The sequence below is a fragment of the Kitasatospora sp. NPDC057518 genome (assembly GCF_042802075.1).
In the GTDB taxonomy this organism is placed as follows: domain Bacteria; phylum Actinomycetota; class Actinomycetes; order Streptomycetales; family Streptomycetaceae; genus Kitasatospora.
Window position 1 is genome coordinate 1 of sequence record NZ_JBHVEU010000249.1, and the last position, 13,065, is coordinate 13,065.

The window sequence follows — 13,065 nt, forward strand, 5'->3', positions numbered from 1 at the left end:
CAGCCGCACAGGCGGTACGGGCCCCGGCCCATGTCCGCCCGCCGTCGCCGACCGTTTTCCTTATTCGCGGACTTCGCGAACCGGAATAAAACGGGCATGAGGGAATCCGCCCACGCGCCGGACCCGCCGTAAGAGCCGGACCCGCCGACGCGAGCCGGTCCACGCCTTCCCGCCCTCCGCCGACCGTCCCGTGCAGAAGCCGGCGGTCGCGCCCGCCCCGGGGTGAGCCCGACGGCGGACCGGGACCGTAGACGTGGACGGGGCGCCCGCTGCCGGAGCGGGCGCCGCGGCGCGAGGAGGCAGGCGTGCTCAGGTTCCACGGCGCATGGCGGATCACCGTGGTCGGCACGAGCGCCGACTTCGACCAGCGGGCGGTCGTGCGCGGCGCGTACGGACTGCGGGTGCTGCCGGGGCGGGTCGGCGCCACGATCGCGGTCGACGAGGAGAGCTGGACGCTGTCCCTGGAGCACCGCCCGTTGGGCCGCACCTGGCAGCCCAACCTGCGCACCACCCCCGGTCCGGTCACCGAACACGACGGCCTGCACAGCCAGTTGCTCACCAGCAACGACCGCCACTGGCCGGGCAAGCCGCTCGGCTACGTCAACTTCGTGCTGCGCCTGGAGCAGAGCGTCGCCCCGACCGGCGTCCCCCCGCTGCCGTCGCCGTCGCCGGGGGAGTACGGGCGGGCCACCCGGTAGCCCGACGGCGGGTCCGGGGGCTACCCCCAGGCCGGAGCGGCCCGCTGGCCGGGTGTTGCGGCGGGCGGGCGCCGAGTTGACTGGTCGTATCCGCACCAGCCGACCGACCGAAAGGCCGTCACCCGTGTCGTTCCGCACGACCGTCCGCACCGCCCCCCGTACCACCGCCGCCCGTACGACCGCCGGCGAGCCCGCCTCCCGCCGCCGCGGCGCCCGGATCGCCGCCGTCGCCGCCCTGGCCGCCGCGCTGGGCGCCACCGCCATGAGCGGCAGCGCCTCCGCGATCGTCAACGGCCGTGACTCCACCGAGCGTTACCCCTTCATGGCCACCCTCCCGCTGAGCGCGAAGCAACTCGCCGACGGCGCCTGCGGCGGCACCCTGATCGACCGCCAGTGGGTGCTGACCGCCGCCCACTGCGTGGTGGGCACCGAGGACACCGGCGTCACCCTCAAGGGCACCGTGCGCATCGGCAGCGCCCACCGCGACAGCGGCGGCAGCGTACGGAACGTCGACCGCGTCGTCGTCCACCCCGGATTCGGCTTCGGCGACGGCGCCACCCGCCCCAACCACGACGACCTCGCCCTCGTCCGCCTGGACCGCCCCGCCGCCGGGCAGCCCATCCGCATCGCCGACCACCCCGGCACCCCCGGCACCCCCACCCGGCTGCTCGGCTTCGGCACCGTCGTCGACACCCAGGACTACCAGCAGATGGTCTTCCCCGACCGCCTCCAGGAACTGCCCAGCCGCATCGGCGCACCGGCCGACTGCGCCCCCGGCTACGCCGACCCCACCCGCCTGTGCACGCTCAGCCGCGTCCCGCAGGCCATGGCCTGCTTCGGCGACTCCGGCGGCCCCCAGATCCAGCGCGGCCGCGGCGGCCGCTGGGAACTGGTCGGCGCCACCTCCGGCCCCGGCGCCCCCGGCGTGCCCTGCGCGGGCGGCCCCGGCCTGTACACCGACGTGCCCGCCTACGCCCCCTGGATCCGCGCCACCATCGCCGCCGGCTGACGGCCCGGCACCACCACGCGGCTAAAGTCCCAGGTGAGAACCGTCGCGCCCGAGGAGAACCCGCCATGCCGACCGACCCCGCCGCCACCGCAACCCCCGCCTCCGCCGCGCGCCCGCACCCCGCGCGCCTCGGCCTGGGCACGGCGGCCGTCGGCCGGCCCGGCTACATCAACCTCGGGCGCGACACCGACCTGCCCGCCGACCGCACCGTCGACGCCCTGCGCGCCCGCACCCACACCCTGCTCGACGCCGCGTACGCCGCCGGCGTCCGCTACCTCGACACCGCCCGCTCCTACGGCCGCGCCGAGGAGTTCCTCGGTCAGTGGCTCACCGAACACCCCCGGGCCGCCGCCGAGGTGACGGTCGGCAGCAAGTGGGGCTACACCTACACCGCCGACTGGCGGACCAGCGGAGTCGCCGCACACGAGGTCAAGGAGCACTCGACGGCCGTCTACGACCGCCAGATCCGCGAGACCCGCGCCCTGCTCGGCGACCACCTGGACGTCTACCTCGTCCACTCCGTCACCCCCGACAGCCCCGCCCTCAGCGACCCCGCCCTGCACCGGCGCCTCGCCGCCCTCGCCGCCGACGGCGTGCGGGTCGGCCTGTCCACCAGCGGCCCCGCCCAGGCCGACACCATCCGCCGGGCCCTCGCCGTCACCGCCGACGGCCGACCGCTGTTCACCGCCGTCCAGGCCACCTGGAACCTGCTGGAGACCTCCGCCGCCCCCGCCCTCGCCGAGGCCCACGCGGCCGGCTGGCTCGTCGTCGTCAAGGAGGCCATGGCCAACGGCCGCCTGGCCGGCCGCAACGCCACCGGCCCCGACACCGCCGCCCTGCGCACCCTCGCACAGCACACCGGCGCGACCGCCGACGCCCTCGCCCTGGCCGCGGCCGCCGCCCAGCCCTGGGCCGACACCGTCCTCTCCGGCGCCGCCACCCCCGAGCAGCTCACCTCCAACCTCGCCGCCACCCACCTGCGCCCCACCCCCGAGGACCTCGCCGCCCTCGCGCCCATGGCCGAGCCCGCCGAGGCCTACTGGCGCACGCGGGCCGCACTGCCCTGGTCCTGACGGGGCGCCCGCCGCCGGGCGTTGTCGGTGCCCGCCCCTACGGTGGGCCGCATGATCGAGCACCCGGACCTCGCCGCCGCCCTCGCCGCCCTGCCCGTCGACCTGCCGCCCGGCCGACTGGTCACCGAGGAGGACGGGCGGGAGCCGCTGCTGTGGATCAGCGACGACCCCGCGCTCGCCGGGCTGTGGCGGCAGCTGCACCGCGCCCACCCGCAGACCGGCCTGTGGCCGCTGCTGCTCAGCCCGCTGGACCGCACCGACGACGACTACCGGCCCTGGCTGTCCGGCGAGCTGTACCCGGCTGAGGCCTCCGAGCCCTCCCGCTACGACCCGCAGGCGCTGCTGCGCGGCTGGTGGAGGCAGGTCGACGAGGACGAGGACGGGGACGCGAGCGAGGACGTGAGCGAGGACGCCGGGATCCTGGACGAGGCCCTGGCCCCCTACGGCCGCACCTGGCCCGGCCCCGCCACCGCCGCCACCGTGCCCGACGGCGCCGCCGGCACCGAGGCCCGGGAACTGGCCGAGGTGCTGGGCTCCGTCAAGGACGTCCGCCTCGGCCTGGTGCGGGCCGGCAGCGGCGCCGAGGCGCTGACGGCCTGCGGCTGGAGCGGCCCGGCGAACCACGCCGGCACCGGCAGGATCGCCGCCGTGCTCGCCGACTGGGAACGCCGCTTCGGCGCCCAGGTGGTCGAAGTCGGCTTCGCCACCCTGGAGTTGAGCGTCCCCGTGCCGCCCGCCACGCTCGCCGAGGCGCTCCCGCTGGCCGCCGAGCACACCGCCTTCTGCCCCGACCTCGTCTTCCAGGGCACCGGCACCCTCACCGCCTACGCCGAGCAGCTGGTGGGCGCCCACCAGTGGTCCTTCTGGTGGGACTGACCTGACCCCGGGGGGTACGGGGCCGGGGGGCCGACACCCCCGGCCCCCCGGACCCGCCCGGCGGCCGAGCGCCGCCGGTGTGGCATGCTGCGCCGGGCCGCGAACCGACGCGAGCACCGACCGCACCACCCCCCCCGAGGAGCACGCCCTGAACACCGCCTGCGCCGAAGCCCTGTCCGCAGGACTGCTGGTGCTCGTCCTGGTCTGCGCCGTCGCCCGGCCCTGGGGCTGGCCGGAGGCCGCCGTCGCCGTGCCGGCCGCCGCCCTGCTGGTGGCGACCGGCGCCGTCCCGCTGGAGCACGCCACCGCCGAAGCCGCCCGCCTCGGACCGGTGATCGGCTTCCTGGCCGCCGTCCTGGTCCTGGCCAAGCTCTGCGACGACGAGGGACTGTTCCGCGCCTGCGGGGCCTGGATGGCGCGCAGCGCCGCCGGACGCCCGCGCCGCCTGCTGGTCCAGGTGTTCACCGTCGCCTCGGTCGTCACCGCGGTGCTCAGCCTGGACGCCACCGTCGTCCTGCTCACCCCCGTCGTCCTGGCCACCGCCGCCCGCCTCGGCGCCCGGCCCGCACCGCACCTGTACGCCTGCGCCCACCTGTCGAACACGGCCTCGCTGCTGCTGCCCGTCTCCAACCTGACCAACCTGCTCGCCTTCACCGCCAGCGGCCTGAGCTTCGGCCGCTTCGCCGCCCTCATGACGCTGCCCTGGCTGGCGGCGGTCGGCGTCGAGTACCTGGTGCTGCGCCGCTGCTTCGCCGCCGACCTGGACGCCGCCCCGGCCGAGACCCCCGAGACCGGACCGGCCCCCGCCATGCCGGTCTTCGCCCTGGCCACCGTCGGCTGCACGCTCGCCGGGTTCGTCCTCACCTCCGCGCTGGACGTCGACCCGGCCTGGGCGGCGGCCGCCGGCGCCACCGTCCTGGCCGCCCGCGCCCTGGCCCGCGGCCACGCCACCCCCGCGACGGTGGTGCGCTCGGCCGCCCTGCCGTTCCTGGCGTTCGTCCTCGCCCTGGGCATCGTGGTGCGCGCGGTCGTCGACAACGGCCTGGCCGCCGGCCTCGCCCACCTCGTCCCGTCCGGCACCGCGCTGCCCGCCCTGCTCGCCACCGCCGCCCTGGCCGCCGTCCTCGCCAACGTCATCAACAACCTGCCCGCCACCCTCGCCCTGGTGCCGCTGGCCGCCCCCGTCGGGCCCGGCGCCGTCCTCGCGGTCCTGCTCGGGGTGAACATCGGCCCCAACCTCAGCTACGCCGGCTCGCTGGCCACCCTGCTGTGGCGCGGCATCGTCCGCGACCGCGGCGTACCGGTGGACCTGCGCGAGTTCACCCGCCTCGGCCTGCTCGCCGTCCCCGCCACCCTCACCGCCGCGGTCCTGGCCCTGTGGGCCTCGCTGCGCCTGATCGGGGTCTGACCGGGGCCTCGACGGGCGCCGGAGTGCCGGGGCCGCGCCGGGCCTACGCGGGGCGCAGGACCGGATCGATCCCCGCCAGGACTTCGTGCAGCCGGCGAGCCCCCGAGGCACCATGGTCGTCGGTGCCCATACCAAGCCTCGCGCCGCCGAGTCGTGGCGGAGCAGGAAGTCGGCGGGTCCGACGTCCCGCGTCGGGGAGTGGCCGGCGGGCCCGGGCCGGTCAGTACTCGGAGCTGGGGGCCGGTGTGACCGGGCCGAGGTCCGGTACGTCGCGCAACTCCACCGCCGTGCCGTGGCGTTCGAGTTCCAGGACGACCAGCTCGTTGGCGCCGGCCCGCCACAGCGGGGCGGGGGCGTAGAGGGTGCGCTGGGGGCCGGCGGCGCAGTGGCGGCCGAGCAGGAAACCGTTGAGCCAGAGCAGTCCGCGGCCCCAGTGGGGCAGGGCGATGAACGCGTCGGCGGGGGAGGGGAGTTCGGCGGTGAAGCGGTGGAAGGCTGGCTCCCCGTCGCGTACCCCGGCGTCGTCGGTGAAGCGCAGCGCGGACAGGTCGGTCAGCGGCAGGGGGCGGATCTGCCAGTCGAAGAGCCGCTGGTGGCCGTGCGAGACGCCGCGGGTGATGCCCTTGCGGTCGTCCATCTGAGGGCCGTAGTTCACCCGGCCCAGTGCCTCGACCAGGATGTCCAGCACGACGCCGTCGGGCCCGGTGGCCAGCGGCAGGGTCGCGCCGGGGGAGTTGCGCTCCAGCGTCCCGAGCGGGCGGCCGTCCGCGAAGACCTGCGCCCGGTCGGCCAACCCGTCGATGCGCAGCGGCAGTTCGGGGCGCGGCCCGGGCACGCGGGTGCGGTAGTGGATCAGGCCGCGGTCCTGCCCGACCTGTTCCATCGGCAGCGGTGCGGCGTGCCGGCGCGGCCGCGACAGCGCGTCCAGGGCCTCGGCCAGGGGTGCCCGCCCGTGCGCGCGCTCCAGCCGCTGCGGCGCCACCCGGGGTACGGGGGCGGGCAGTTCGCCGTCCGGCAGGGGCAGGTAGCGGCCGATGACCTCGCGCAGGGCGTGGAACTTCTCGGTCAGCTCGCCGGCCTCGCCGATCGGCGCGTCGTAGTCGTAGCTGGTGACGGTCGGCTCGTAGCCGGCGTCCAGCGGGTGGGCGCCGGAGTGGTTGGCGCCGGACCACAGGCCGAAGCTGGTGCCGCCGTGCGCCATGTAGAGGCTGACGGAGGCGCCGGTGGCGAGGAGTTCGTCGAGCGAGGCGGCGGTCTCCTCGGGGTCGCGGACGTGGTGCGGCAGGCCCCACTGGTCGAACCAGCCGATCCAGAACTCCATGGCGGTCAGCGGGCCTTCGCCCTGGTGGCGGCGGAGCACCGCGAGGCGCTCGGGCGCGCGGGAGCCGAAGGTGGCGGTGGCGAGGTGACCGGGGATGGCGCCGCCCTGCTGCATGGTGTCGTGGGCGCCGTCGGCGGTGAACAGCAGGCAGTCCACGCCGCGCCGCACCAGGCCGTCGCGCAGGTGGGCGAGGTAGGCGGCGTCGTCGCCGTAGCTGCCGTACTCGTTCTCCACCTGCACCGCCACCACCGGCCCGCCCCGGCTCGCCAGCAGGGGCAGCAGCTCGGGCGCCAGCGCGTCGAACCAGCCGTCCACCTCGGCCAGGTACGCCGGGTCCGCGCAGCGCAGCCGCAGCCCGTCCACCGCCAGCAGCCGGGCGGGCAGCCCGCCGAACTCCCACTCCGCGCAGATGTACGGGCCGGGGCGCAGGATCACGTCCAGGCCCAGGCCGCCGGCCAGCCGCACGAACCGGGCCACGTCCCGCCAGCCGGTGAAGTCCACCGTCCCGTCGGGCAGTTCGTGGAAGTTCCACGGGACGTAGGTGTCCACCGTGTTCACGCCCAGCGCCCGCACCCGCCGCAGCCGGTCCTCCCACAGCCGCGGGTGCACCCGGAAGTAGTGCACCGCCCCGGCCACCACCCGGTGCGGCACCCCGTCCCGCACGAACCCGTCCGCGTCGTACCCGAGCATGCGCACACCCCGCCTTCCCGCAGGACACCCCCGCGGGCCCCGGAGGCCCCGGAGACCCGGCACCGCCGAGCCTAGCGAGGAACCGGCCATGGGGGCCGCCCGTGCTCAGGTGTCGTAGCAGCCGTTCCAGGGGGCGGAGAAGGCCAGGCCGTCCGGGTGGAGCTCCATCCAGACGCCGTCCTCCTCGTCCTCCTCTTCCTCGTCCACCTCCAGGACCAGGCCGAACAGGGCGCCTTCGAAGCGGACGTCGAAGGGCGCGATGGCGATGTCCTGGTAGTGCCGCCCCGGCAGGGCGTCCAGCCACTGCTCCAGCAGCCGCCGGGCTGCGCCGATCGCCTGCTGCTCGCCGTCCGCCGTCGTGCCGGTGAACTCGATGCGCGAGCCCAGGTGGCGGCCGGCCTCGTCGAAGCGGTGGAGGACGGCGTGCCAGCGCTTCTGCGGCTGCCAGTCGTCGCCGCTCCAGCCCTCGCGGTAGGCCGCGACGACGGTCGCGTAGAACTGGCCGCCCTCGCACCGCCCGATGGTGCGGGTGCGGTAGTCGGGCTGGTAGCCGATCGGGATGACCTTGGGAACGTTCACGGGCCGAACCCTAGCTCCCACCTGCGACAACGCGCGCCGACGGGGGCCGGGACGCCGGTGGCCTCGGGGTCAGCCGGTCGGCCGCACCACGGGAGGGAGCGTGATGACCGGGCCGATCGGCCGGCAGCCGTCGTACGTCATCGCCTGAAAGGGCGGGCAGTGGGCGTTCGTCGGCCCCGGCGCGGGTGGCGCGGGCAGCTCCGGCCTCGGCGGGACGGTCCAGTCGGGGGACGGCTTGGCGGCCGGTGCGGCCGGGGCCTTCGACCGGGCGGCCGGTGCGGCGGGCGGGGCCGGCGTGGTGGGCGCGGCCGGGGGCCGGGGGCGGGAGGTGGCCGGCTGGGCGGGCGGCTCCGTCCCGGCGTCCTGCGTCGCGGCGACCGGGACCACCGTCTCGGCGGGGTCGGGGTCGGTGCTCGCCGGGGCCGGAGCCTCCGCCGGAACCGGAGCAGAGCTCTCCGCCGGGGCGCCGGGCGAGGGAGCGGTCGAGGCGCTCGCCGAAGGACTGGCCGAGGCGGCAGGGCTCGCCTGGCCGCCCGGCCCGGCCGAGGCGCCGCCCGGGGACGCGGCCAGCAGTGCCACGCCGATCCCGGCCGCCCCGAGGACGCACACCCCCGCCGCGATGCCCAGTGACCGCCGCCGACGGCGCGTCACCTCGCCGTCCGCTGCCACTGTCGAGCCGTCCCGCATCTGGACCCCTCCCTGTTCTTCCTATGATCATGCCGCCGAACCGCGCGGATGCTAGCAGGCGCCGCGACGCGCAGCCGTAGCCGGGGGCGCGGGAGAACACGAGAGGGAACGACGGTGCACACAACCGACATCAGCGGGCTTCTGGAGCTCATGCCCCCGCCCGAGGGGGCCGGTGAATCCGGTGACTGGGCGGTGGTCGAGTCGGCGTGGGGTCTGCGGTTCCCGCGCGACTACGTCGAGTTCGTCGCGCGGTACGGGGCGGGGGAGATCGACCGGTCCCTCGCCGTGTTCGCCCCCGACGAGCTGATGCCGCCGGACGCCCCGCAGCCGGGCATGCGCGGCATGACGGAGGAGGCGCGCCTGCTCTTCGAGGAGGAGGGCGAGCCCACCGGCGAGGTGCGCTCCGCTGGACAGATCGTCGCCTGGGGAGCGTCCTGCACCGCCGACACGCTGGCCTGGCTGACGGTCGGCGACGACCCCGACGCGTGGCCGGTCCTGGTCCTGGACCGCGACGGGGGCGCGCCCCGGGTCTTCGGCCCGGGCATGGTCGGGTTCCTCCACGGGGTGGTCTCCGGGGCGGTCGGCCCGAGCCCCGTCGGCGCCGTCGTCGCCTGGGGCGAGGAGCCGCCCCGCTTCGTCCACTGGCGGGCGGGGTAGCGGCCGGCCCGGGCCGGAGCCGCGTGCGTCCGCTACCGCGGCGGCAGGCCGAGGGTGGGGAGGTGGTCGGCCATCAGGAGGGCGACGAGTTCGCGGCGGGAGCGGACGCCGGTCTTGTGGAGGATGGCGGTGACGTGCTGCTGGACGGTGGGCACGGTCAGGTGGAGCAGCGCGGCGATGTCCTTCGTGCTGGCGCCGCGCACCGCGTGCAGGGCGACCTGCTGTTCGCGCGGGGACAGGCCGTGGGCGAGGATCGCCAGCGGCAGGCGCTGGACGGGGGAGGCCGGGGAGGCGACGACGGCGACGCCGCCGCGCCGGCCGTCCAGCGGGGAGGCGTGCAGGGACAGCCACTGGCCGTCGGGGGTGCACACCCGCACCTCGGCGGGGCCGCCGCGGCGGGCGGCCTGGCGGGCGACGGTGAGGAAGCCGCTGGGCACCCCGCCGGTGTGGGCGGTGGGTTCGGCCATCCGTCCGATCAGTTCGCGGGCCGCCGCGTCCGCCGAGCGCAGCCGCCCGTACCGGTCCAGGATGGCGACGGCCGGGGCGGGGGCGGGCGGCAGGGGGCGGGCGCCGCGCAGGGCGGCGAGGTGGGTGTCGCGCAGGGCGGCGCCGATCGGGGCGGCGACGCGTTCGGCCAGGCGCAGGTCGGGCAGGTCGTAGCGGCCGCGGGCGCGTTCGCGCATGAACGCCGCGGAGCCCCAACGGCCGCCGCCCACATCGAAGTTGATCCGCAGCTCGTCGCCGTATCCGCAGGGGTTGAGCAACTCCCGGTAGCGGACGCTGCGTTCGGGGCGGCCGTCGGTGGCCCGGTCGACGGTCTGCGCCCGGTGGCCGGCGGTGCGGATCGCGGTGAAGGTGGTGGAGTCCTCGCCCTGGAGCTCCAGGTGCACGGCCTGCTCGAACTGGGCGGGGTCCAGGCCGTCGGCGACGGTGGAGGTGGGGAACCCGGTGACCGGGTCGTTGCCGTGCCAGCAGCCGCCGTCGTAGCCGAGCGGTTCCAGCAGCAGGGTGTGCAGCTCGCGGAACAGCGCGGCCGCGGGTAACCCGGAGGACGCCAACTCGCCTATGGAACCCAGGACTTCCCGCTCAACCTCACGTCGTTTGGCCACGGACGGAATCCTACGGACGCAGGGCCTCCGTGTCCGGTGAACGGACGAGGAAGGACGGGTACGGAGCGATGCGGGGGAAGCGCCCGCCCCCGCCGGTGACCGGCGTTCCCGTCCGTCACCGGCCGTCGCGCTCGCGCCACCAGGCGACCGTGGCCCGCAGCTGCTCCTCCAGCGGCGTGGCGCGCACCGTGAACGCGGCCTCGTACGCGGAGCAGTCCACCGTGAACGGCCGGTCGAACTGGTAGCGCGTCTCCCGCAGTTCGCGCAGCAGCGGGGAGAACAGCCCCGCCACGGCCAGCGCCGCCGCGGGCAGGCGGCGCACCGGGACCGGGCCGCCGCCGGCCTCGGCGGCCAGCCGCTCGACCATCGCGCGCACCGACAGGGGAGGGGCGGTGGGCACGTGCCAGGCCCGGCCCCAGGCCCGCTCCTCGCCCGCGAGTTCGGCCATCGCCCGGGCCACGTCCGGCAGGTAGGTCCAGCTGTGCGGGGCGTCCGGGTCGCCGAGCGTCGCGACCGGGCGGCCCTTGAGCAGGTTGGGCAGCACCCGCGCGGCCAGGTGGCCGCCGTCGGTGACGCCGGGTCCGAAGAAGTCCGAGGCCCGTACCTCCACCGCCCGGATCCGCCCGGCCTCGTGCAGTGCCCGCGCCCGCTCCCAGGCCGCCGCCCGCACCCGCCCCTTGGGGCCGGTCGCGGCGAGCGGCAGGTCCTCGGTCATCGGCCCCGCCACCGGCCCGTAGCCGTACAGGTTGCCGAGCATGACCAGCACCGCGCCGCTCTCCTCGGCCGCCGCGCACAGCGAGGCGCTCAGCGCCGGCCAGAGCCGCGCCCACTGCGGCAGCGGCGGCGCGGCGCAGCCGTGGACGGCGACGGCACCGCGGGCGGCCCGCGCCAGCGCCGCGGGGTCGCTCGCGTCCAGGGCGAGGTGCTCGACGCCGGGGACGGCCGGCCCTGCGGGGCGTCCGGTACGGGTGGCGACCCGGACCTCGTGGCCCTGTTCGGCCAGCAGGCGGGCGGTGGCGGCCCCGGCGGGCCCGTGTCCGACGACCAGGTGGAAGCTCATCCGCCACACCCTAGTGGTGGCCCCGGACGGGCGGTGCGCGGTGCGATTTGTAGCCGGGTGGGGGGAATGGGAGATTCGGCAAATAATTGGTATGGCAGTCGTAAAAGTAGATCTATGCTGTTGGCGTTTCATGATCCTTCGTACAAAGCAGGTCTTGCTCAAGATGAAGCTGCCCCGGGTGTCCGCCGTCGTCGCGGCCGCCGTTCTGGCCCCCGCCGTCCTCTTCCCCACCACGGCCTCGGCCACCGACACCCCCAAGCCGACCGGCGTCTCCGGCCCCGACACCGGCTCCGACTCCGCCAAGGACACCGCGCCCCAGGCCGACGGCCAGGAGCAGCGCGACCGCGCCGAGGTCAAGCGCATCCTCGCCGACCCGAAGAGCGGCGTCGGCGTGCGCGAGGCGGCCGAGAAGGCCCTCAAGGGCGGCGCCGCCGAACTGCGCCACTTCCTGGACGTCGAGTTCGACGAGCAGACCAGGATCGACAACCAGGTCCGGGTCTCCCAGATCTACGCCGTCGGCGGCCCGGCCGTGAAGGCGGCCGCCAAGGCCGCCCTCCGCGGCACCGACGAGGACATCACCGCGTTCCTGACCACCGGCCAGTACGCCGCCCGCGCCGAGGACGAGGACCGCGCCAAGGTCGCGGCCATCCTCGCCGACCCGCTCACCGGCCCCAAGGTCCGCGAGGCCGCCGAGAAGGCCCTCAAGGGCGGCGCCGCCGAGCTGCGCCACTTCCTCGAGGTCGAACTCGCCGAGAAGCAGCAGCCCGACAACCTGCTGCGCCTCACCCGGATCGCCGACGGCGCCGAAGGGGCCGGCCCCGCGCTGCGCCTCGCCGCCGCCGTGGCGCTGAACGGCAGCTACCAGGACGTCCTCGACTTCCTGGCGACCGGCCAGTACGCCGCCCGCGCCGAGGACGAGGACCGCGCCAAGGTCGAGGCCCTGGTGGCCGACCCCAAGACCGGCCCCGGCGTGCGCGAGGGCGCCGAGCAGGCCCTCAAGGGCGGCGCGGCCGACCTGCGGACCTTCCTGACGACCAAGCTGCCCAGGCTGCGCAGCGACGACAACCGGGTCAAGCTCAGCCAGCTCATGGAGCAGGGCGGCCCGGGCGTGCGCGAGGCGGCCGGCAAGGCGCTGGACGCCGGCACCGACGCGGCCGTCGAGGCCTTCCTCAACGAGGGCTTCGCCAAAGCCCAGTTCGAGGACGACCGGGTCGAGGTGCTGCGTGTCATCGCCGACAAGGAGACCGGCCCGCACACCGCCGCGGCCGCCCAGAAGGCCATGGACGGCAACGCCGAGGACGTGCGGCGCTTCCTGACCGTCGAGCTGCCGAACCTGCGCTTCAGCGACAACCGGCTGAAGGTCTCCCAGATCATCGAGACCGGCGGCCCCGCGGTGAAGAAGGCCGCCATGGCCGCCTACGAGGGCAGCTACGCGGACCTCCTGGCCTTCCTCAAGGACGGCTGGGCCAAGGCCCAGGCCGAGGACCAGGCCGCGGCGGCCAAGCAGGGCAATGGCGCGGGCAACGGCGCGGGCAGCGGTACGGGGACGGGCGCGGGCACCGGTGGCACCGGGCAGCAGCCGCAGACCGTGCAGCCGGCCGGCCTCACCACCGGCACCGGGACCGGCACCCGTACGGGCGGCGGCACCACCGGCACCACCGGCACCACCGGCACCACCGGTTCCGGCACGCTCGCCGCCACCGGCACCGACGGGCTCGGCTGGGAGGCCGGCGGCGCCGCCGCGGCCCTCGCCGCGGGCGCGGCGCTGGTCGCGGCCGCCCGCCGCCGCTCCACCGAGAGCTGACACCCGGGAGCAGAACCCGGGAGCTGAATCCGGAAGCAGAACCCGGGGGCTGACACCCCCTCGCGTCCCCGTCCGCCTGTCTCTTATACACATC

12 protein-coding genes are annotated in these 13,065 nt (G+C 76.2%); 7 read left to right on the plus strand and 5 right to left on the minus strand.

Annotated elements, in window-relative coordinates; genetic code table 11:
- The first annotated feature begins 305 nt into the window (after positions 1 to 305).
- The 5 genes from ACFU7Z_RS24180 (at position 306) to ACFU7Z_RS24200 (ending at position 5,064) form a co-directional block, all read left to right on the plus strand.
- A complete protein-coding gene (locus ACFU7Z_RS24180; RefSeq protein ID WP_380779554.1) occupies positions 306 to 698 on the plus strand; it encodes a hypothetical protein in 393 nt (130 codons plus the stop codon).
- A gap of 124 nt (positions 699 to 822) precedes the next feature.
- Positions 823 to 1,707: a S1 family peptidase gene (locus ACFU7Z_RS24185; RefSeq protein ID WP_380779556.1), complete on the plus strand. Its 885-nt coding sequence runs from the start codon at positions 823 to 825 to the stop codon at positions 1,705 to 1,707.
- Positions 1,708 to 1,772: 65 nt separating this feature from the next.
- Positions 1,773 to 2,780, plus strand: coding sequence for an aldo/keto reductase (locus ACFU7Z_RS24190; protein ID WP_380779558.1), 1,008 nt, complete (start codon positions 1,773 to 1,775; stop codon positions 2,778 to 2,780).
- Positions 2,781 to 2,831: 51 nt separating this feature from the next.
- Entirely contained in the window at positions 2,832 to 3,656 is an 825-nt protein-coding gene (locus tag ACFU7Z_RS24195; protein ID WP_380779560.1) for a DUF4253 domain-containing protein, read from the plus strand.
- A gap of 148 nt (positions 3,657 to 3,804) precedes the next feature.
- Positions 3,805 to 5,064: an SLC13 family permease gene (locus ACFU7Z_RS24200; RefSeq protein ID WP_380779570.1), complete on the plus strand. Its 1,260-nt coding sequence runs from the start codon at positions 3,805 to 3,807 to the stop codon at positions 5,062 to 5,064.
- Between the two features lie 220 nt (positions 5,065 to 5,284).
- Here ACFU7Z_RS24200 and ACFU7Z_RS24205 read toward each other — a convergent pair whose 3' ends face one another.
- The 3 genes from ACFU7Z_RS24205 to ACFU7Z_RS24215 all read right to left on the minus strand — a co-directional run bounded on the left by ACFU7Z_RS24205 (position 5,285) and on the right by ACFU7Z_RS24215 (position 8,341).
- Complete coding sequence (locus ACFU7Z_RS24205) at positions 5,285 to 7,075, minus strand: beta-galactosidase family protein (RefSeq protein WP_380779562.1); 1,791 nt, start codon at positions 7,073 to 7,075, stop codon at positions 5,285 to 5,287.
- A gap of 105 nt (positions 7,076 to 7,180) precedes the next feature.
- The gene (locus ACFU7Z_RS24210; protein WP_074001051.1) at positions 7,181 to 7,654 is read right to left on the minus strand and encodes a hypothetical protein; all 474 of its coding nucleotides are present in this window, start codon (positions 7,652 to 7,654) and stop codon (positions 7,181 to 7,183) included.
- A 69-nt stretch (positions 7,655 to 7,723) separates the two neighbouring features.
- The gene (locus ACFU7Z_RS24215) at positions 7,724 to 8,341 is read right to left on the minus strand and encodes a hypothetical protein (RefSeq protein ID WP_074001050.1); all 618 of its coding nucleotides are present in this window, start codon (positions 8,339 to 8,341) and stop codon (positions 7,724 to 7,726) included.
- Positions 8,342 to 8,455: 114 nt separating this feature from the next.
- Between ACFU7Z_RS24215 and ACFU7Z_RS24220 the strand changes: the two genes are divergently transcribed.
- Positions 8,456 to 8,998, plus strand: a complete 543-nt coding sequence (locus tag ACFU7Z_RS24220; protein WP_117485160.1) for an SMI1/KNR4 family protein — start codon at positions 8,456 to 8,458, stop codon at positions 8,996 to 8,998.
- Positions 8,999 to 9,030: 32 nt separating this feature from the next.
- Here the strand turns inward: ACFU7Z_RS24220 and ACFU7Z_RS24225 are convergent, their stop codons facing one another.
- Together ACFU7Z_RS24225 and ACFU7Z_RS24230 are read right to left on the minus strand one after the other, a co-directional pair.
- Entirely contained in the window at positions 9,031 to 10,107 is a 1,077-nt protein-coding gene (locus tag ACFU7Z_RS24225) for a LuxR C-terminal-related transcriptional regulator (protein WP_380779566.1), read from the minus strand.
- Positions 10,108 to 10,222: 115 nt separating this feature from the next.
- A complete protein-coding gene (locus tag ACFU7Z_RS24230; protein WP_380779568.1) occupies positions 10,223 to 11,167 on the minus strand; it encodes an NAD-dependent epimerase/dehydratase family protein in 945 nt (314 codons plus the stop codon).
- A gap of 163 nt (positions 11,168 to 11,330) precedes the next feature.
- On the opposite strand from ACFU7Z_RS24230, the gene ACFU7Z_RS24235 reads away from it, so the two are divergent.
- Positions 11,331 to 12,971 carry an ALF repeat-containing protein gene (locus ACFU7Z_RS24235; RefSeq protein WP_380779572.1) on the plus strand — a complete coding sequence of 547 codons (1,641 nt, stop codon included), beginning with the start codon at positions 11,331 to 11,333 and terminating at the stop codon, positions 12,969 to 12,971.
- Positions 12,972 to 13,065 lie beyond the last annotated feature (94 nt).